Raw genomic sequence first — 20,017 nt, 5'->3', positions numbered from 1 at the left:
ACTGATTATTTAATTAAAACAAGCAGCCATGGAAACGACAAACATAACCCCAAGCCGCCCTAAAAATATGCCAAGAGACTTTATGCAGCACAACGACGCATCTGGCACCAGCCCTAACCGCTACAGTAAAGCGGCAGGAAAAAACTTTAATCGAGAAATTAAAAGAAATACAAATTCAAAACTTATGAGTAACAAAAAAGTAATTATAGGCGTTGCAGCCGGAGTTGCAGCCCTTGCAGTAACAGCACTAATTTTAAAGCGTAAAGGCTATCTTGATGGCTTTGCAGAAAAAGCAGAAGAGTTTGGCGAAAAGATCAAAGATAAATATGCAAGCCTTAAAGAAACTGCCGGCAAAAAATTTGACGATGCAGTGCACAAAGGAGAAGAAATTGCTGACAGGGTAAAATCTAATGTTGAGGCTAATATTGATGCTAAAACTAAGCCTACAGCATAATTTCAGAAAAAATTTAAGTTGGCTCCCAACTTTTTATAGTAAAAGGTAATCCTTATTGTAGGGGTTACCTTTTATTATTTTGCAAATTTAAACTAAAAGTTATGAGAGCATTTTTAATTACTACAACAGCCATAGTGTCTATAATAGCATTATCTGCCTGCGGGTCTAACAATGTTGCCAAAGCAAAAACCGATGCATTAAACGACACCGTTCAGGTAAAGAACAAAAGCCAAATAGCAGCTGCGCACTTAAGTGATACAGTACGCATTGCTAATGACTCGCTTGAATATGAGGTTATTATTATAGATGCCGGGTTTAATTCATGGCTTTACAGCAGGGCAAAGCCACGCGGTTATTATGGAGAACCTTATCTTAGAAATAAGAACCTGTTTTGGGTAACCGAATGGAATGTAAGAGCTAACTCTCCCCTACAATATGGAGAGCTGTACCAACTGAGAATTGATTACGACCCTAAAATCAATTATGGTTATGAGGTAAATTACCTGTTGTATAATTATTTGGTTTATTTTCAAATAACAAACAATCAAAGGCTCGGCGGGGTTGTGCCGCAATACTAAATACGGTATATTTGCGGTATTGCCACATTTATGGAAAAGTTTAAAAATCGCTGGGGAATTAAGCACAACTATCAACTGGTAGTTATATTTATAGTTTTTGCTGTTACAGGTTCTACTTCTTCTTATATTTCAAAACCTATACTGGCCGCTATTGGCTTAAATAAAGACAGCATATCTCCCTGGATTTATTATCCGCTTTACATTATACTCATTTTTCCTGCTTACCAGGTATTGCTACTGTTCTTTGGTTTTATATCCGGGCAGATCAAGTTTTTTTGGGCCTTCGAAAAAAAGATGCTTAAAAGCATCGGATTGGGTTTCCTGTTCCGCAACGAGAAATAAAACGCCCCGTGTTATCGCAGGGCTTCCTTAATAACATTTTACCACATAGCAACATCGTCTTAAAAATCCCTCAGGATTTAGGCTATATAGAAGAAGCTCCGCTTCCGTCATAGGCTATGTGTAAAGTTTATTTTCTATACACTCTTTCGAGCCAGAAAAAACTATGTTGCTATATGGTAAAACAAAATCGTTTTACTCTGATTTCAGTTTCGATTTATAGTTCTTTTTAAGCTTATCCAGCTTTGGCGAAATAACTGCCATACAATACGGCTGGTAAGGGTTTTGCGCATAATAATCCTGGTGGTAATCTTCGGCAGGATAAAAAACACTTGCTTTAGAAATGTTGGTTACAATAGGCTTCGCATATATATTCTGGTCGGTAAGCAGTTTGATAAAATTTTCTGCGGCGGCTTTTTGCGCTTCGCTGGTATAAAATATCTCACTGCGGTATTGTGTGCCCACATCGGCGCCCTGCCTGTTTAGCTGCGTAGGGTCGTGTGTAGCAAAAAATATCTCCAGCAAATCTTCATAAGCCACCTCGTCAGGGTCGAAAGTTATTTTAATGGCCTCGGCATGGCCGGTAGCGCCGGTGCAAACTTCTCTGTAAGTTGGGTTTGCTTTTATACCGCCTATATAGCCCGATACAACTTTTTCTACACCTTTAAGATCAGTAAAAAACGCTTCGGTACACCAAAAGCAACCACCCGCAAAAATGGCAGTTTCTGTTTTTGCATTGCCTACCTTTTTATTTGCTTTGTCTGCTATTTTGTTTGCATTTCGCTCATGCCCTTTGGGGCTGCCCTGGCAGGAAATGCTGAATATTGCCAGTAATATTACTGCTATGTTTTTCATAAATAGTTTGTGATGTAAAATTATGTACTATAAGGTTCTAAAACTATCCTGCTTATTAAACCCTGCAAAGCTACATACGAAATATTGTGCCAAAAAAGATTTATTATAATTGAATTTGTTTGTTTCTTTGCTTAAAACCATTTTAATGATAATCGCCGGAAACATCCATAAACATTACGAGCACCTTCACGTTTTAAAAGGCGTAGACCTCAACATAGCCAAAGGCGAAATTGTATCGATAGTAGGCGCATCTGGCGCGGGTAAAACCACGCTGCTGCAAATACTGGGTACGCTGGATATGCCCGATTCGCAAAGTGGTGCCAGCCTTGTAATAAACGGGCAGGATGTGTTACAAATGAAAGACAAGGCATTATCTAAATTCAGGAACCAGCAACTGGGCTTTATATTCCAGTTCCATCAGCTGTTACCGGAGTTTACCGCATTAGAAAATGTTTGCATCCCTGCGTTTATAGCAGGAAAAGGCAAAGCAGAGACTGAAGCTGAAGCTAAAAAACTCCTTGACTACCTGGGCCTTTCACATAGGGTAAACCACAAGCCGGGCGAACTTTCGGGTGGTGAGCAGCAACGCGTAGCTGTAGCAAGGTCGCTTATAAATAATCCCGCTGTTATTTTTGCCGATGAGCCATCGGGTAACCTTGATACTGCATCGGCCGAAAATTTACATAAGTTGTTCTTTCAGCTGCGCGACGAAATGGGACAAACGTTTGTAATTGTTACCCATAACGAAGAACTTGCTAACATGGCCGACCGTAAACTGGTAATGAGCGATGGTAACATTTTAAAATAACAGGTATGCTTATTATAGCTATTTACTGGATATTTTTATCAGCTTTGTTCATACCATTAGGTATCCTGACGGCCAAAGCCTTACGCATTGAAACCAGAAATATTACCTTCGCCCTTATTTTAGGGCTTATTTCGGGTTCTGTTTTGTTTTCTATAACCGCTTTTTTTGCGCCTTTAAATGGCATTTGCCTGGGCATAACCACACTTATAGCCATGGCATCGGCTTACTACTATCGGGGTGACTATAAAGAATATCTCGCTGCTTTTAATACAGATCTTAAAGCCCTGCCAAAATATTTAAAAATCTGTCTGGTATTTTTGCTCTTTGGTTCGCTCTTAAAAAGTGCCGGTGCCCCTTTTATAGTCGATAACGAAAGTTATTATATACAAACCATAAAATGGCTAAACGAGTACGGCTTTGTAAAAGGGCTGGCTAACCTTCATATATTTTTTGCGCAAACATCGGCATGGCATGTATTACAGGCAGGTGTTAACTTTAGTTTTATTACAAACCGTATTAATGACATCAATGGGTTTGTGTTTATATGGATTATATTTTACCATTTTTCTGAAAGCCAAAAAAATCCGTTTGCAGGATGGCTAAAATATTACACCCTGTTTTCTGTATTGCTGTTTCAGTTTATAGACAGCCCCTCGCCTGATTTCCCTTTGCTTATATTTTTACCCACACTTATTTATCTTTTATCTACACAAAAAGACAACCCCGGCGAAAGAGCTATTGCATTTTTACTATTTGCATTTTTGTGTACCATAAAAATTACGATCTTACCTTTAGGGCTGTTATTTATAAAAGACCTTTTTCAAAAAAAGACATGGGCTGTTATTTTAAAAGGCGCAATACCACTTGTTGTACTCTGGGTAGCAAAAAATGTTATTATATCGGGTTATCCTCTTTACCCATTGCACTATTTTAAGATGTCAACAGATTGGGCTGTTAATACAGATGCTTACAATTTTATAGTAAAAATAACATCAGATTATGGCTATTATAAAGAACTGTATGATCCCGGTAACATAAGCCTGCCCCAAAAATTAAAGTACTGGATAAGCCTGCCCCTGCTTGACGGCATGCTAAATAAAGCTGCTGTAGCGATATTTATAATTACACCAGTGTTTATGTATTTAAAAAAAAGTACACAGTACCCTGCTTACTTTGCACTGCTTATTAACTTTATTGCAGTACTGTGCACTGCACCACAGTTTAGGTATTACCTGCCGCAAGTACTGGTTTTGGCGTGTTATTGTATAGCAATGGTGGTAAGCTATTTTAAAAACAATAACATTAGCCGCCCTATGCTCATACTGGGTTGTGTGGCTGCATACATTCCGTTTTTTAGCCTTAGCCTTTCGTCGCTATCCCGGAATTCGCTTCATAAATCTACAGGGCATGTCGCACTGAGTCAGTTATACCTGCCCGAAAAAAACACCCGCTTTAAGGACATGAAATACCTGCATGCAGAAAAGGGTAATCTTAACTTTTACTACACCGAAAAAGACTTTTTGATGTATGGTACTGCCGATGGCCCGTTGCCATGTATCAACCCAAGACAGATAGAATTTTACAAAAGCCACTTTGGCATTGTACCACAACTTAGGGGCAACACCCTAAAAGACGGATTCTATTCGCAGAGCGTTAAATAATATCGCAGCACTTTTATAACTATACCAACTTAGTATCTTTGTACCATGCAGGAGACTATGAACGCTACCGACCTTAAGGCTTTTCTTGACGAAAAGGTGTACCAGTACAACAAACCCGATTTTATAACATCTGACCCAATACAGATTCCGCACCTTTTTACCCAAAAGGAAGATGCCGAAATCGCAGGTTTCCTGGCAGCCACCATTGCCTGGGGTAACCGTAAGATGATTATAAACAATGCTAAAAAAATGGTGGCGCTTATGGGCGACAGTCCGTATGATTTTGTGATGAGTCACGAACCCCATCACTTAGAAACGCTCGAAAACTTTGTGCATCGCACGTTTAACGGTGGCGACTTTGGCACCTTTATTACTGCCCTGCAACACATCTATCAAAACCACGGCGGTCTGGAGGGTGTATTTGCCAAGCACCAGAAAAACGACAGCCTGCAGCCTGCCATTACCGCATTTAAAAAAGTGTTTTTTGAAATACCGCATCAAAGCCGTACCCATAAACACGTAAGCGACCCCACAGCGGGAAGCGCCGCAAAGCGTATTAATATGTTCTTACGCTGGATGGTGCGCAACGACAGTACAGGGGTTGACCTTGGCTTATGGAAAACTATTTCTCCTGCTGCGCTGTCCTGCCCGCTTGATGTGCACAGCGGCAACGTAGCCCGTAAACTGGGCATACTTACCCGCAAGCAAAACGATGCTAAAGCCCTTGCAGAACTGGATACACAGCTTCGCCTTATGGATGCCACCGATCCGGTTAAATATGATTTTGCGTTGTTTGGGTTAGGGGTATTTGAAGATTGGAAATAAATTTTCAACTCATATTTAACATACCGCTTATATTTAAAATCCTAACTATCATTAATTGATTGTTCTGAATCCTTTATCCAATAGTTATCCACATTTTTGTTGAAAAGAAAATTTTAATGTTAATATTGATATATCTATATTAACAAAATAAAAAAACCACGGTTGCACCCGTGGTTTTTTCATTTCAACTGATTGTCTAACCTTTAAATCTAAATTATGGAGATGGTATCCTTAGTTTTGATTTCCCTAATACTTAGGGAGTCAAACAAATATTAAAACTTTATGTTTATGCCCATCTTTACGGAGGGCTTTTTTCTTTTAATTCATCTATAACAAGTACTACTATTTGTAAAACCTTTACAAGGTTATTTTTTTTATGACATGACAACAGCAACAATACAATTTTATGTAATGAAACTTAAACAAAATCATTAGTTAATGATTTAATATATTAAAATCCTTTTTAATAATTTCATCTACTATCAACTCAATTGCTCTAATCATATCTTGCTCATCAATTAATTGATATGTGTTTACACTAGAAAATTCTAAAAAATTTATATTTTCAAGCTCAGGATTTTCAAAAATTGCCCACCTTTGAGGTTCGAATATCCCCCAACTTAAGCTGCCAAGCCCCGATATGTAAGCTTTTTCACCGCTTATAAAGTCAAAATGAATGCCGTAATTGATACTCTTTTTCTCATGGGTAACTTGAGTAATACAATTTTTAAATTTAGCCCCATTAGCCTCAAGGGTAACTTCATATTCAACATAATAACTGACACTGTGAAAGCCTTTTGTTTGTAATTTTTTACCCAATTCCACCCAGAATTGATGTATAGTGTGCCACTTAATGTGTTTAAAGTTCTCTATCAAGTAACTTGTTTGAGCAATATTGTTTGAAACTATATCTTTTAATTCCAGTATTTCAGCTATTGGCAGGTCGCTATGAGTCATTTTATTAATTAGGTCAAGATAATGTTGAATAAGTTCCCTTAGAACTGGTTTAGTTTCTGATGTTACATCTATACACCTTTTTAACCACTCTCTAACTTCGTTTTCGTAAGATATGACATTTTCAGATTTCCAGCTGGAAGGTATATCTTTCAGTATACCAACACTTATATCAGATGGTTTAGTTCCGTTGCTCAAATAGTAAACTAAAACATTTTCACATTTATACTCATTACATGGCTCTCCATCTTTATCAGCAACTTTCTTTATAGTATTGTAATATCTTTCTAACTGTCCTTTGTAACCATTTATTTTAGTATCATTGTTGCTATCCTTAGCATCAATTTTATTTTCAATGATAATGGCCTGGCTTTTCTTTTTATTGACCAATAGAATATCAATGAACTTATATTCTTTTTTATCAAGCTCATTTGGAAAGACCTGATAATTTGAAAAATCAAATTCACTAACTCCTAAAATATCTTTGAACAGTATTTTGGCATAGGTGTTTTTCAACCCATGATTTGAAGTTGCAGAAAGCAGGTAAGAAATAAACCTTGAGTGTAGATTTGTTTCATCCCTTTCTCGATGGAGTGCGGTAATTATACTGAAATTATGCATTTCACGCCTCTCATCATACTCTTTTTTTAGGCTATATATTGCATCAAATAAGTTTGTCATTGGTTGGTAGATTTTAGTTGTAAATATAAAATACATTAACTCAAAAATTTCTTTTTATGATACTAGTTTTTATAATATTGGTCTAGATGTCCAGTGCTATTTAACTATTCACTATCTTTACATCAATAATCGGCAATGATGTCTGCCCTGAACCGCTTTAAAAAGCTGATGGCGTCTACTTAACTGGCTTATGCCACTGTAGATGTATTTTATAAAATCAGACATAATGAAAGACCTTAAATCAAAAACTGCCGGAATCCCTTTTACAAACTACCTGTTATCATTGGCTAAATGGCTGTTGCTTGCTATACCCGTAGGTTTTTTAGTTGGGTCGGCATCTGCGTTTTTTCTTGAATCGCTTAACTGGGTTACCAACTACCGCGAAAGCCACGTTTGGATCATTGCTCTGCTGCCATTGGGCGGCCTGATTATTGGGGTTACTTATCATTTTTACGGCGAAAGCGTAGTAAAGGGCAACAACCTGATGTTAGAAGAATTACATACCCCTAAACAAATAATTCCGTTTCGTATGGCGCCACTGGTGCTGTTTGGTACGCTCGTTACCCATTTATTCGGAGGTTCAGCTGGGCGCGAGGGCACTGCCGTGCAAATGGGCGGCGCCATTGCCGACCAGTTTACAAAATGGTTTAAACTAAACGAAGCCAACCGTAAGATCATTATAATAATGGGAATCAGCGCGGGGTTTGCATCGGTATTTGGTACACCATTAGCAGGAGCCATTTTTGCTGTAGAGATAATGATGATAGGGCGCCTGCGTTACCAAGCCATAGTACCCAGCCTTGTTGTTGCTTACATTGCCGATTATAGTTGTAAATTATGGAATGTGGCCCACACCCATTACAGCATTGCAAGCGTGCCTGACTTTACTTTTACGGGCTTTGGCTACACACTGTTTTGCGGTGTGTTATTTGGCCTTGCAGCCCTGTTATTCAGTAAAACAGTACACTTCTTTACAGCCCAATTTAAAAAATATATCGCCTATCCTCCCCTGCGCCCTGTTATTGGCGGAATAGTAATTGCCTTAGCGGTTTGGGCTATGGGTACTACAAAATATATCGGGCTGGGCGTGCCTACTATAGTAGACTCGTTTAGCGTACAGCAGCCATATTACGCCTTTTTGGTAAAACTACTCCTTACTACTTTTACGCTGGGAGCCGGTTTTAAGGGTGGTGAAGTTACCCCCTTGTTCTTTGTAGGGGCTACACTGGGTAGTGCGCTGTTTTTAATCGTTCCGTTGCCTATGGCATTGCTGGCGGGCATGGGGTTTGTAGCAATATTTTCGGGAGCGACAAACACACCCATCGCGTGTACTCTAATGGGCATTGAGCTTTTTGGTGCTGAAGCAGCGCTTTATTTAGGCATCGCCTGTGGGATAGCGTATTTATTTTCGGGGCATACAGGTATTTACAGTTCGCAAATACAGGGTGGTGTAAAGCAATTGCTTTATGAAAAGTTCAGTAACAAAAAATTGAACGATTTATAAAAGAAAACCCCAGAAGATTCGGGGTTTTAAATGAAAAATTAACCACATAGACATATCTACTATTCCCTCAAAGATTATAAAGTTTTACATAAGCCGAAGCTCCGCTTCACATAGCTATGTGCAAAATTTATTTCTATGAAATCTTATCTGGGAGACAAGTCTATGTTTCTATGTGGTTAAATATAAATTATTTACCGTAAACCGTAGCTAAATACTCTTTAAGCGTGGTTGGTTTTTTGCCTATCAGTTGCTCAAGATCAGATTTACCGGTTTCAAACTCGTGGTCTTTAATTGCCTTAGCAAATGCGCCAAGCATCCATACATAAATATCCGGTACACCAGCATCTTCAAGCACTTTCTTGTACACCTCAGCATCCGGGCTTGTATAAGTCACTTCTACACCCGAAACTTCAGAAATATATTGCGCAACATCGGCAAACGACCAGCTTTCGTCATTGGCTATAACATACTCTTTGTTTTCATGCCCTTCTGTAGTAAGCACCACAGCAGCGGCAAGTGCCATATCTTCGCGTGTTGCAAACGGTACCTTACCATCTCCGGCAGGGAAGAAAACGCCTGTAGTAAGTACCTGATCGCCAACAAACATAGGTATTACATCGGCATACAGGTTATCTTTTAACAGCGTGTAAGTTAAACCCGAAGCTTTAAGAAAATCATCGGTATCAGCATGGCTTGTACCTACAACACCCGTAGCAGAATTACGTGGGTCTGTGGCTTCTACACTCGTATATGCAATGTGCTTAACACCGGCTTCTTTAGCTGCTTTAATAGCGTTGATGTGCTGACCCGCGCGGTCTTCAAAATCGTTAGATGAAATAAGAAGCAATTTCTCCACACCCTTAAAAGCTGGTACAAGCGACTCATAGTCGTGGTAATTGCCTATGCGTACACTTATGCCTTTATCTGCAAAATCTTTTGCTTTATCTGCATCCCTGGCAAGTACTGCAATTTGCGATGCCGGAATTTTTTCTAAAAGGTAATTTACGGTAGCTGTACCCAGCTGGCCTGTAGCGGCTGTAACTAATATCATTTTTCTCGTTTTTTAAAATTTATAATGTCGTGCATTAAATACATTACAAACTTACGTACATTTGCTATACAATAGATAGTACTATCCTTTTAGATAGCGATACCCAAAAGGATAGTATTGTAAAAATGATGATTTATGGAAGCTAATGTTATACCCTTAATGCAGGAAGTAGCCTGCCATAAGGCTGCTGTACTGCATATTAAAGATGCGCTGGAAACCCTGAGCGGAAAGTGGAAATTACCCATACTGGGCGCGCTGAGCAGCGGGCCAAAACGTTTTAAGGAACTGGCAAAAGAAGTAGGCGGTATTACAGATAAGGTACTGAGCAAAGAGCTTAAAGACATGGAAATGAACCACCTTGTTAAACGCACGGTATATGATACATTTCCTCCTACGGTAGAGTACTCATGGACAGACCACAGCCGCACGCTGGGCGATGTAATGTGTGCCCTTGAAAACTGGGGAAAACTACACAGGAAAACGGTTATCGGGGGATAATCAGTGGTCAGTATTCAGTGATCAGTGTCCAGATGCTACAAACTGTTAACTGAATACTGATCACTGAATACTGCCAACTGCTTTTACCTCATCATACTAAAATGACCATTATACACCTTACCACTGGTGCGTTTTACCACAAACCAGTAATCTGTAGAAGGTAAGTTAGCCCCGTTAAAGGTACCGTCCCAACTTTCGCGATATTGCAGGGTCTTTAAAAGCTTGCCATAGCGGTCAAATATTTCAGTAATGATTCCCGGCTCATACGTGGCAAATTCTACATGCCAGGCATCGTTTTGTCCGTCGCCATTTGGGGTAAAGTATTTAGGGTAATTCAGCAGGTAAATATCATCGCTTATGGTACCACACTCGTTTTTATCGCGTACATACACAAAATAGTGTCCCGGTGCCAGGCCTGTAAAAATAGTTGTATCCTGCCATATGGTATTATCCAGCGAATACTCATAATCACCCATACCCGATACAAAAACTTCTATTGTATTTTCATTCTCAGTCCAGTCGCCTATTGCAATGCTGCTTATCGTGGCGCGGTTAGAAAGTACTACCGTAAAATCTTTTACAGATGTACAAACGGTACTTCCGTGATTTTGCGTAACTGTAACCGAATAGTTACCCGCTGCCGCTATTACAACGGCTTCTGCTGTTTGCCCGTCAGACCAGTTATAACTATCAAAACCACCGCCAGCGCTTACCACCACCACACTGTTCTCACATAAAATTACAGTATCATCTATAGCCACTACCGGAACGTTTACTAATGTAAGTGTAAGCGTTACTACCTGGTAACATTTATCAGATGACTCTATACGCACATAAATAGTACTTGTACCCAATAGCAATACATAACTTTCTGGCACCGTGATTTGCTGTGTGACGACTTTAGTATTTGCTGCCGTTGCAGAGGTATAATAGGTAAATATACTGCCCGCATCTGCCGTTAACTGGCTTGTATAAGCAGTAAGATCTACCGTCTCTGTGTCATCATTAAGTGCATCACAAACAAAATCACTTGCATTATTTACAGGTATCGATGGTCCTATAATGGTAACTGTAACGGCAAAGCGTAATTGGCTTTCGCATCCATTAACAGTTTGGGTGGCATAATATGTTGTACTATCTGAGAGTGATATATTCGATGCTAACGGTACTCCACCCGAGGCAGTTGAATACCATTGTATATTAGTACCTGTAGCATCTAACAGGGCAATAGTAGGATTTTGTGTAGTACAAAACTGTTGGGCAGCACTACCTGTTGGGGCGGCAGTATTAAGCACAGCAGCTGCTACCGCTACCTTGTTGCTTTCGCAGATATTTACCGTTTGGGTGGCATAATACGTTACACCATCCTGCAAGGCAGTAGCAGCCGCTAATGCTACCCCACCTGTTGCGGCATCATACCATTTTACATTAGTGCCTGTAACTGCCAAATCTGCAATTGTAGGGTTATTATAAATACAAAACGATTGTATAGCATTAGCCATAGGCAAAGGCTCGTTGTTAACATAAGCGTTTATTATTACCGTGGCAGGACCTGAAAGGCATCCGAACGTATTCTTTGTAAGCACCAGATATGTTCCCGCTGCCACGCCACTAAGAGTGTTGGCAGTTCCCCAGGTAGCACCATTATTAAAACTATATTGCGCCTGGCTGTCGGTAATGGTAATGTTTCCGGTAGTAGTCACACAGTCCGGTTGTATGATGGTAACAGTAGGCACAGGCGGAAAGCCTGTAGCTGCGGGAATGGTTACCGCAGTAGCACCTGAAGCGCAACCCTGGCCATTTTGTACCTTGACCAAGTAATTGCCGGGTGGTAATGATGCCGTATTTGTCGTGCCCCAGGTTACTCCATTATCAAAACTATAGCCCGCTGCCGTATCGGTTACGGTTAGGCTTCCGTTTACTGTGGCACAGGTTGCAGGTGCAGCAGCAGTAACTGCCGGAGCATTGGGCACCCCACTCCCTACACTTACATATACTACTATAGCCGCCGATACGCATCCTGTTGCATTGTCTTTTGCCGTAACGTTGTAACTGGCTTCTGCCAAAGAAGAAAACGTGGTGGAGGCCACATAATTGATACCATCAATGCTATATGTATATCCCACAGGCGAAGTAATGGTTATGATTCCTGTGGGCGCACCGCATTCGGTAGGGCTTGTGGTTACCACAGGCGCATTGGGGGCATTGCCTACTGTAACCGTAATAACATTACTGGCTACCCGGCACGCAGCAGAACCTATGTTAGCCGTTTCTGCAGTAGAAAGCCGGTACATATAAATACCTGCGCCTACAGGCTGCGCCGTGTAAGTAGTGCCTGTCGCGCCCGGTACATCTGTCCATGTAGTACCACTATCAGTACTTAGCTGCCACTGGTAAGCCGGATTAGAATAAACGCCAGATGTAGTTATGGCACCATTCAAAACATAGCTGCCCTCCTGCCCTTCGCATACCTGTATACTGGTTCCGCTGTTATTAGCTACCGCCGATGTTACCGTAGGGCCACAGGCACGGAAGGTAATATCATCTAATGCGATATCATTACCCGGGGCTGCCCCGGCTTTATTGTTCCGCATCCTGATAACAACCGTATCAATACCTGCAGGGGTAACAAAGAAAAAACCAAACTGTTTCCACAATGCACTACTTGCTAACGGAATGTTGCCCGTATTATACGACTCTAAAATGGTACCATCTTCTTTCTCTATTGTAAAGGTTATGTTTGGCGTACTGTTATCCTGATTGCGCAACAGGTTCATTATCCATGCAGCAAATTCATACGTAGTATCAGGGCACAGGCCTGTAACCGTTTTTTTATAGAAATAATCGGTTACAGACGTACTCGCGTTAACCACCATCATATAGCCGCCTCCGGTATGGTCTGTTGTAGTCCACCAGGTTCCGGCAGTATTTGTCCTGCTTTCTATAGTGTAGCTGCCATCGTTTGGAAAATCAGCATTGGTATAGGTATAACTGGTAACACTCGAACCCAGTGCCGCACCATGCGTGGCGGTACCCGACCCAAAGTCTATCTTTACCACAGGGTCGCCAAGGCTGCCGGAACAAAGCTGGGCGTAGACAGGTAATAATCCATAAATAAAAGCGGCTATAAAAAGACATTTGCGTTGCATACAGGCTATGTTTAGGTAAAGCGAATGTATTTGAAATGTTAAAACAGTACTGAAATTTGAGGTAAAACAAAGCTAATGTGAGGTAAAGCTACAGTTGCATGCAATGACTGAAAAATGTGTAATTAACAGGAGTTTAAAAAACAGGATAAATAAGTGTTGATTATACAATTATTTTTATCAAATTTGTTTAAACCTCATTTTAACCACCTCTAACATGATTTATCACCTTAAAAAACAATGGCTTTGCATTTTAGCATTATTAATTTCGAATGCATTATTTGCACAGGATAAGGCAACACTTACAGTAAACCTCAACAAAACAAACGGAAAAATGAATCCCGTCTGGGCATGGTTTGGGTATGATGAACCCAACTATACCTACATGAAAGATGGTAAAAAACTACTGACCGAGATTGCCGCCCTAAGTTCTGTACCTGTTTATGTGCGCACGCACAGCCTGCTGGTTACCGGCGATGGCGAGGCCGCCCTTAAATGGGGCTCTACAAACGCCTATACCGAAGATGCCCAAGGCAACCCTATTTATAACTGGGCAATTACCGATAGTATTTTTGATACTTACATAAAACGCGGCATGAAACCGCTGGCGCAAATTGGCTTTATGCCACAGGCGCTGTCTACACACCCTGACCCGTACCGCCATTACTGGAAACCTGGCGACCCGTATACTGATATTATTACCGGATGGGCCTATCCGCCAAAAGATTATGATAAATGGCGTAACCTTGTTTACGAATGGGTAAAGCACTGTGTAGCCCGCTATGGCAAAAAAGAAGTTGAAAGCTGGTACTGGGAAGTATGGAACGAACCTAATGGCCATTACTGGAAAGGCACGCCAGAGGAATTCCTTAAAATGTATGACTATGCTGCCGATGGTGTAAAGCGTGCATTGCCTACTGCAAAAATAGGCGGCAACAATATAGCAGGTACACGAACCGAGGGTTCGCAAAAATGGGTAAATGACTTTATAAAACACTGCATAAGCGGTACCAACTATGCCACAGGCAAAAAAGGTGCGCCGCTGGATGCGCTGCTCTTTCATGCCAAGGGATGGCCTAAAAGCAAAGATGGCGTAGTACAAATGGATATGAGTCCGCAGTTGCAGGACATTAATACCGGTTTTAAAATTGCGATGTCCTACCCTGAAACTAAAAACCTGCCACTCATTATTGGGGAATCTGACCCGGAAGGTTGCGCGGCCTGTGGCATGGCAACTAACCCCGAGAACGCTTACCGTAACGGAACGCTGTACAGCAGCTATACCGCAGCATCATTTGCCCGAAAATATTTACTTGCAGATGAAACGCAGGCTAACTTTTTAGGGGCTGTATCGTGGTCGTTTGAGTTTGAAAACCAGCCGTGGTTTTATGGTTTTCGCGACCTGGCAACTAATGGTGTAGATAAGCCGGTGCTTAACGTGTTCCGCATGTTTGGAATGATGAAAGGCAGCCGTATTGCCGTAACCGGTAGCGATATGTACCCACTGGAAACCATACTTGCTAAAAGCGTTCGCGACAAGGCAGATATTGGCGGACTTGCCAGCTTTGATAAAGATGATAAAACCGCTGCCATTATGGCCTGGAACTACCACGATACCGATGCGCCGGCACCTGCCACGGAGTTGGCTATTACCATAAACAATATTCCTGCTAAAAAAGCAACCATGAGCCTGTATGTTATTGATAAGGATAACAGCAACTCATATGAGGTGTGGAAAAAAATGGGTTCGCCTCAAAACCCTACTACAGCACAAATAGCACAACTGGAAGCGGCAGGACAGCTAAAACGCGTAAGCTCAGAAAAGGTAACTATATCGGGCAATAAGCTATTGGTAAACCTGCCTTTACAGCGCCAGGCTGTGGCACTGGTAAAACTGGAGTGGAAGTAGTTGTATTTGTTTCATCTTCTTCTTTACAGTGAGTCATTGCGAGGAGGAACGACGTGGCAATCTATCTTTTAAAAAAGATTGCTTCGTTCCTCGCAATGACTGTACCTGAAGAAAATAACTGCAAGCAATAATTATTCACAAAGTAATGACTGCACTTGAAAATAAGAAGTCAAAAGCAGCATTAGAAACCAAATAAAAAATCACAAAAAAAGCTGCCAAAAGGCAGCTTTTATATCTTAGGCTAAGTACAATTAATATACATCGCTTTCTTTTAGTTTCTCGGTATTGTTTACCAGCTGAAGCTCATCAATAAGCTTTTGTACACTACCATTCATTACACCATCAAGGTCATAAAGTGTAAGGCCTATACGGTGGTCTGTAACACGCCCCTGCGGGTAGTTATAGGTACGTATTTTAGCAGAACGGTCGCCGCTGCTTACCTGGCTGTTACGCTTGGCTGCATCTTCTTCCTGCTTTTTGGCAAGTTCCATTTCATAAAGGCGCGAGCGTAGTACCTGCGTAGCTTTATCTTTATTTTTATGCTGCGATTTTTCGTCCTGGCACTGCGCTACAAGCCCTGTAGGGATGTGCGTAAGCCTTACAGCAGATTTAGTGGTGTTAACCGACTGACCGCCCGGACCTGATGAACAGAAGTAATCAATACGCACTTCATTCATATCCAGTTGTACGTCAAATTCTTCTGCTTCAGGAAGTACCATAACTGTAGCTGCCGAGGTGTGGATACGCCCCTGAGTTTCGGTTTGTGGCACACGCTGCACGCGGTGTACACCCGCCTCAAACTTAAGGGTACCATAAACATCATCTCCGCTAACTTCAAAGATAACCTCTTTATATCCTCCGGATGTACCCTGGCTAACGTCTACAACGCTGGTTCTCCAGCCTTTGTTTTCGCAATATTTGCTATACATACGGTAAAGGTCGCCGGCAAATATACTTGCTTCGTCACCACCGGTACCGGCACGTATCTCTACGAGTACGTTCTTGGCATCTTCAGGGTCTTTAGGTATCAGCATGAATTTGATCTCTTCTTCCAGTACCGGAAGTGCCTCCTTAGCTTCATCAAGCTGAAGTTTAGCCATTTCTACCATTTCAGCATCGCTGCCATCGGCAATAATCTCCTGGGCTTCCTCAAGGTTAGCCACAGCAGTCATGTATTCGTCACGCTTTTCTACAAGCGCCTTAAGCTCTTTATATTCTTTGTTTAAAGCTACATAACGTTTTTGGTCGGCAATAATATCCGGGTTAATAACAAGGTCAGAAACCTCATCAAAACGCTGCTTTATAAACTGTAACCTGTCTATCATACTCATCTCAGTCCGTGTTTTGGATGCGCAAAATTACGCATTTTTTTTGATTGTCAACATACTATCCTAAAGCAAAAACTATTCCGTTACCAAACCGTTTTTCGGGATGGTATTTTAACTGTCTGTAAAACTGCCGTGGTATATATCCCTGAGCCAAAATAACCAACACTTTTTGCAGCAGTTGCCCTACCCTATACTTAAAGGCACATGAAAATTTGATTTCCAGACATTTATTATTTAAAGGCTACACCCATTTTTATTATCTTGCACAAAACTCCAACCTTATGAAAAAGACATTACCTGCATTAATTGCCCTTACATTACTTAGCATATCATGCGCTAAAGAAAAAAACATTACAAAAGCCGAATGGCTCATAGGCAACTGGGACAACAAATCTGCCGAAGGTTATCTTGTAGAGAACTGGAAGAAAGTGAATGATTCTGTTTTTAATGGTGAAAGTTACTTTATTGTGGGTAACGATACTGTTTTTGCCGAAACTGTGGTGCTTGATGACGTTTCCGGCAAGATGGCATACACGGTTACAGTACCCGGGCAGAATGCAGAAAAGCCTGTGCGCTTTGACATGACCTCTATTACAGATAATGAAATGGTATTTAAAAATCCTGGCCATGATTTTCCTGCTAAAATTGTTTATACACATCCGTCTCCCGATTCTCTTGTAGCTGTGATATATGGAAAAAAAGAGGGGAAACCAGCATCTGAAACTTTTAAAATGGCCAAAAAGAAGTAGGTTTTTAGCTACCTTAGCATCAAAATTTTACCCATGCAGCTTATTACAGATAAGTCTTTTGTAAAAGAAGACTTTAGCCTTACACCACTTCCTACCGCCGAATACGACAACTGTACTTTTACCAATTGTAATTTTAATGAGACCGTATTAAACAGTATTGTTTTTACACAATGCCGCTTTGAGGGCTGCAACCTTAGCAATGCAAAAACAAGGGGCACTGCCTTTAAAGAAGTTGTATTTATTGACTGTAAGCTGCTAGGACTACAATTTAGCACTGCCGAGCAGTTTCTGTTCGCCGCAGGTTTTCAGGGTTGTTATATGCAACTGGTTTCATTTTATAAAATGAAGCTTAAGGGAACACGCTTTATAAGCTGCCACCTTGAAGACGCAGATTTTAGCGAGGCCGACCTTACATCTGCCCAGTTTAAGGAGTGCGAACTGCGTAGTGCCATTTTTGAAAATACCATTTTAGAAAAAGCTGACCTGCGTACCGCGACGAACTATACCATAGACCCGGAGGGCAACCGCATTAAAAAAGCAAAATTCAGCAAAGAAGGTTTACCGGGACTACTACACAAGTATAACATTGATATTGAGTAATATATTTTCAAAACACAAAATCATCAAGCAGTAATTTTTCTTATATTTGGTTAATCATCAATAACCAATCTCAATGAAAAAATTACACTTGCCCCTAATGGGGCTTGCCGTTTTGTTTATGGCATCATGCCTAAAAGACAACAAACAAGAGGCACGTACCCCAAAACAGTTTACAATTGAAGAACTGTTTGATACAAAAAGCATAAGCGGAGAGGGCTTTAGTACCGATGAAAGTAAAATACTGGTTAGCAACAACACTACCGGAATTTTTAATGCTTACGAACTTATCATTGCAGACAGCTCTCAAACGGCGCTTACCAATTCTGTGAAAGAGTCGGTTTTTGCTATCGATTATCTGCCAGGCAGCAACAATTTTATTTATACGTCAGACGAAGGTGGAAACGAAAATAACCACATTTTCCTGATGGACCGAAAAACCAAAAAAGCTAAAGACCTTACTCCCTGGGCAAATAGCAAAAGCGGGTTTAACGGCTGGAGCATAGACAAAAAAAGTCTTTACATATCTTCTAACAAAAGGGATCCTAAATACTTTGACCTTTGGAAAATGGACACTCTTTCATGGACTCCTGTGCTTATTTACCAAAATAATGATGGTATGACACCCGGCGCGCTTAGCGATAATGAACAGTACATTACGCTATCTCAGGAAGTAACCACAGATAAAAGCGAATTGTTTATATACGATACTAAAACAAAGGCATCTAAGCGCATAAGCGATGGCACCGACTCTAACTGGAATGCCTCAACTTTTGAGAAAGATAATTCAGCGCTGTACTACACCACTAACAGCACAAGCGAATTTAGCGTTCTTTATAAATATGAGATTGCCACCGGAAAATCTACCAAGGTATATGAAGATAAATGGGATGTTGCAGGAATGTCGCTTAGCGAAAACGGCAAATACCACACAATATTTATTAATGATGACGGTAAAAATAAAGTATTACTTTTTGACCACGCGAGTGGTAAGGCAGTAGATATGCCGGTTATTGAAGATGGCGACATACTGGGAGTAACCATTTCTAAATCTGAGACAAAACTACTGCTAACCGTAGGCAGCAGCACGAGCCCGGCAAATTTATATGTGTATGACATTGCCACTAAAAACCTTAAAAGGCTTACTACCACATTAAACAAAAAAGTAGACGAGGCCGACCTTGTTAAGGCTGAAGTGATACGTTTTAAATCGTTTGACGGCAAAGAGATACCTGCCATTTACTACAAGCCCCTACAAGCCAGCCCTGATGCTAAGGTACCTGCTCTGGTATGGGTACATGGCGGCCCCGGCGGGCAAAGCCGCATAGGATATTCTAACAGTATACAGTATTTTGTAAACCGAGGCTATGCTGTACTTGCTGTTAACAACCGTGGCAGTAGCGGCTATGGAAAAACTTTTTATAAGCTTGACAATAAAGACCACAGCAATGGCGACCTTAAAGACTGTATCTGGGCTAAAAAATGGCTTGCAGGCCAGGATTACATTGATGCTAATGCCGTAGGTATTTATGGCGGTAGCTATGGTGGCTGTATGGTACTGGGTGCAATGGCCTTTCATCCGGAAGAGTTTAAAGTTGGGGTAGACCTTTTTGGGGTGGCTAACTGGCCCCGTACTTTAAAAAGCATCCCTCCGTATTGGGAATCGTTTCGTAAGGCGTTATATGACGAAATGGGCGATCCTTTTACAAAAGACAGCATAAGGCTTAAAAATATTTCGCCGTTATACAATTACCAAAAAATAAACAAACCACTTATAGTACTGCAGGGCATGAATGATGTTAGAGTACTGCCTCTAGAAAGCCAGGAAATTGTTGAGGGTGTAAAGAAAAACGGAGTACCGGTAGAGTATGTAACTTTTGATGATGAAGGCCACGGCTTTATGAAAAAAGAAAACCAGATAACTGCTGCCAAAAAAACGCTTGCTTTTTTAGATAAATACCTGAAAACTAAAGCAACCGAAAAAAAATAAACCGAAACATCAGGATTTGTCTTCCGTACAAATTGAATGACCTTTCAGTCTAAAAAAAGCAGCCGCCCAAGGATATACCAAGGGCGGCTG

17 protein-coding genes and 1 riboswitch are annotated in these 20,017 nt (G+C 40.9%); of the genes, 12 read left to right on the top strand and 5 right to left on the bottom strand.

The annotated features are described in order from the left end of the window. Nucleotides 1-28 precede the first annotated feature (28 nt). The 3 genes from DYH63_RS02300 (at nt 29) to DYH63_RS02290 (ending at nt 1,374) form a co-directional block, all read left to right on the top strand. Nucleotides 29-454: a hypothetical protein gene (locus tag DYH63_RS02300; RefSeq protein WP_116787257.1), complete on the top strand. Its 426-nt coding sequence runs from the start codon at nt 29-31 to the stop codon at nt 452-454. 101 nt (nt 455-555) lie between these two features. Then, the gene (locus DYH63_RS02295; protein WP_116787256.1) at nt 556-1,032 is read left to right on the top strand and encodes a DUF6146 family protein; all 477 of its coding nucleotides are present in this window, start codon (nt 556-558) and stop codon (nt 1,030-1,032) included. 30 nt (nt 1,033-1,062) lie between these two features. Further along, nucleotides 1,063-1,374 carry a DUF6787 family protein gene (locus DYH63_RS02290; protein ID WP_116787255.1) on the top strand — a complete coding sequence of 104 codons (312 nt, stop codon included), beginning with the start codon at nt 1,063-1,065 and terminating at the stop codon, nt 1,372-1,374. Nucleotides 1,375-1,566: 192 nt separating this feature from the next. On the opposite strand, the gene msrA is transcribed toward DYH63_RS02290, so the two are convergent. Further along, entirely contained in the window at nt 1,567-2,226 is a 660-nt protein-coding gene (gene msrA / locus DYH63_RS02285) for a peptide-methionine (S)-S-oxide reductase MsrA (protein ID WP_116787254.1), read from the bottom strand. Between the two features lie 145 nt (nt 2,227-2,371). Between msrA and DYH63_RS02280 the strand changes: the two genes are divergently transcribed. The 3 genes from DYH63_RS02280 to DYH63_RS02265 are packed head-to-tail and all read left to right on the top strand — an operon-like array spanning nt 2,372 to nt 5,520. Then, nucleotides 2,372-3,034, top strand: coding sequence for an ABC transporter ATP-binding protein (locus DYH63_RS02280; protein ID WP_116787253.1), 663 nt, complete (start codon nt 2,372-2,374; stop codon nt 3,032-3,034). A 5-nt stretch (nt 3,035-3,039) separates the two neighbouring features. Beyond that, a complete protein-coding gene (locus DYH63_RS02270; protein WP_162926897.1) occupies nt 3,040-4,695 on the top strand; it encodes an LIC_10190 family membrane protein in 1,656 nt (551 codons plus the stop codon). A gap of 57 nt (nt 4,696-4,752) precedes the next feature. Continuing rightward, nucleotides 4,753-5,520, top strand: coding sequence for a TIGR02757 family protein (locus DYH63_RS02265; RefSeq protein WP_116787250.1), 768 nt, complete (start codon nt 4,753-4,755; stop codon nt 5,518-5,520). A gap of 435 nt (nt 5,521-5,955) precedes the next feature. On the opposite strand, the gene DYH63_RS02260 is transcribed toward DYH63_RS02265, so the two are convergent. Continuing rightward, nucleotides 5,956-7,155 carry a PDDEXK-like family protein gene (locus tag DYH63_RS02260; RefSeq protein WP_162926896.1) on the bottom strand — a complete coding sequence of 400 codons (1,200 nt, stop codon included), beginning with the start codon at nt 7,153-7,155 and terminating at the stop codon, nt 5,956-5,958. A 122-nt stretch (nt 7,156-7,277) separates the two neighbouring features. Further along, nucleotides 7,278-7,340: riboswitch (Fluoride riboswitch) on the top strand. Nucleotides 7,341-7,381: 41 nt separating this feature from the next. Here DYH63_RS02260 and DYH63_RS02255 point away from each other — a divergent pair. Beyond that, nucleotides 7,382-8,659 (top strand): voltage-gated chloride channel family protein, encoded by a 1,278-nt coding sequence (locus DYH63_RS02255; RefSeq protein ID WP_205528274.1) that lies wholly within the window; start codon nt 7,382-7,384, stop codon nt 8,657-8,659. 187 nt (nt 8,660-8,846) lie between these two features. On the opposite strand, the gene DYH63_RS02250 is transcribed toward DYH63_RS02255, so the two are convergent. After that, nucleotides 8,847-9,710, bottom strand: a complete 864-nt coding sequence (locus DYH63_RS02250) for an SDR family oxidoreductase (RefSeq protein ID WP_116787247.1) — start codon at nt 9,708-9,710, stop codon at nt 8,847-8,849. A gap of 135 nt (nt 9,711-9,845) precedes the next feature. Here DYH63_RS02250 and DYH63_RS02245 point away from each other — a divergent pair, with 135 nt between their 5' ends. After that, nucleotides 9,846-10,208, top strand: coding sequence for a winged helix-turn-helix transcriptional regulator (locus DYH63_RS02245; RefSeq protein ID WP_240409051.1), 363 nt, complete (start codon nt 9,846-9,848; stop codon nt 10,206-10,208). 83 nt (nt 10,209-10,291) lie between these two features. Here the strand turns inward: DYH63_RS02245 and DYH63_RS02240 are convergent, their stop codons facing one another. Continuing rightward, nucleotides 10,292-13,357 carry a T9SS type B sorting domain-containing protein gene (locus DYH63_RS02240; protein WP_116787246.1) on the bottom strand — a complete coding sequence of 1,022 codons (3,066 nt, stop codon included), beginning with the start codon at nt 13,355-13,357 and terminating at the stop codon, nt 10,292-10,294. Between the two features lie 214 nt (nt 13,358-13,571). Between DYH63_RS02240 and DYH63_RS02235 the strand changes: the two genes are divergently transcribed. Continuing rightward, on the top strand, nt 13,572-15,263 hold the full coding sequence (locus tag DYH63_RS02235) for a GH39 family glycosyl hydrolase (protein WP_116787245.1): 1,692 nt from the start codon (nt 13,572-13,574) through the stop codon (nt 15,261-15,263). Nucleotides 15,264-15,514: 251 nt separating this feature from the next. Here the strand turns inward: DYH63_RS02235 and prfA are convergent, their stop codons facing one another. Next, a complete protein-coding gene (prfA, locus tag DYH63_RS02230; RefSeq protein ID WP_116787244.1) occupies nt 15,515-16,588 on the bottom strand; it encodes a peptide chain release factor 1 in 1,074 nt (357 codons plus the stop codon). A 284-nt stretch (nt 16,589-16,872) separates the two neighbouring features. Between prfA and DYH63_RS02225 the strand changes: the two genes are divergently transcribed. The 3 genes from DYH63_RS02225 to DYH63_RS02215 all read left to right on the top strand — a co-directional run bounded on the left by DYH63_RS02225 (nt 16,873) and on the right by DYH63_RS02215 (nt 19,927). Beyond that, nucleotides 16,873-17,340: a DUF6265 family protein gene (locus tag DYH63_RS02225; RefSeq protein ID WP_116787243.1), complete on the top strand. Its 468-nt coding sequence runs from the start codon at nt 16,873-16,875 to the stop codon at nt 17,338-17,340. Nucleotides 17,341-17,373: 33 nt separating this feature from the next. Beyond that, complete coding sequence (locus tag DYH63_RS02220) at nt 17,374-17,940, top strand: pentapeptide repeat-containing protein (RefSeq protein ID WP_116787242.1); 567 nt, start codon at nt 17,374-17,376, stop codon at nt 17,938-17,940. Between the two features lie 73 nt (nt 17,941-18,013). Beyond that, nucleotides 18,014-19,927, top strand: a complete 1,914-nt coding sequence (locus DYH63_RS02215) for a S9 family peptidase (protein ID WP_116787241.1) — start codon at nt 18,014-18,016, stop codon at nt 19,925-19,927. The last annotated feature ends 90 nt before the right edge of the window (nt 19,928-20,017 follow it).

The organism is Flavobacterium psychrotrophum, from assembly GCF_003403075.1.
Taxonomy (GTDB): Bacteria; Bacteroidota; Bacteroidia; order Flavobacteriales; family Flavobacteriaceae; genus Flavobacterium; species Flavobacterium psychrotrophum.
Note: the sequence above shows the minus strand (reverse complement) of the source record. Positions and strands in the feature narration are given on the sequence as shown.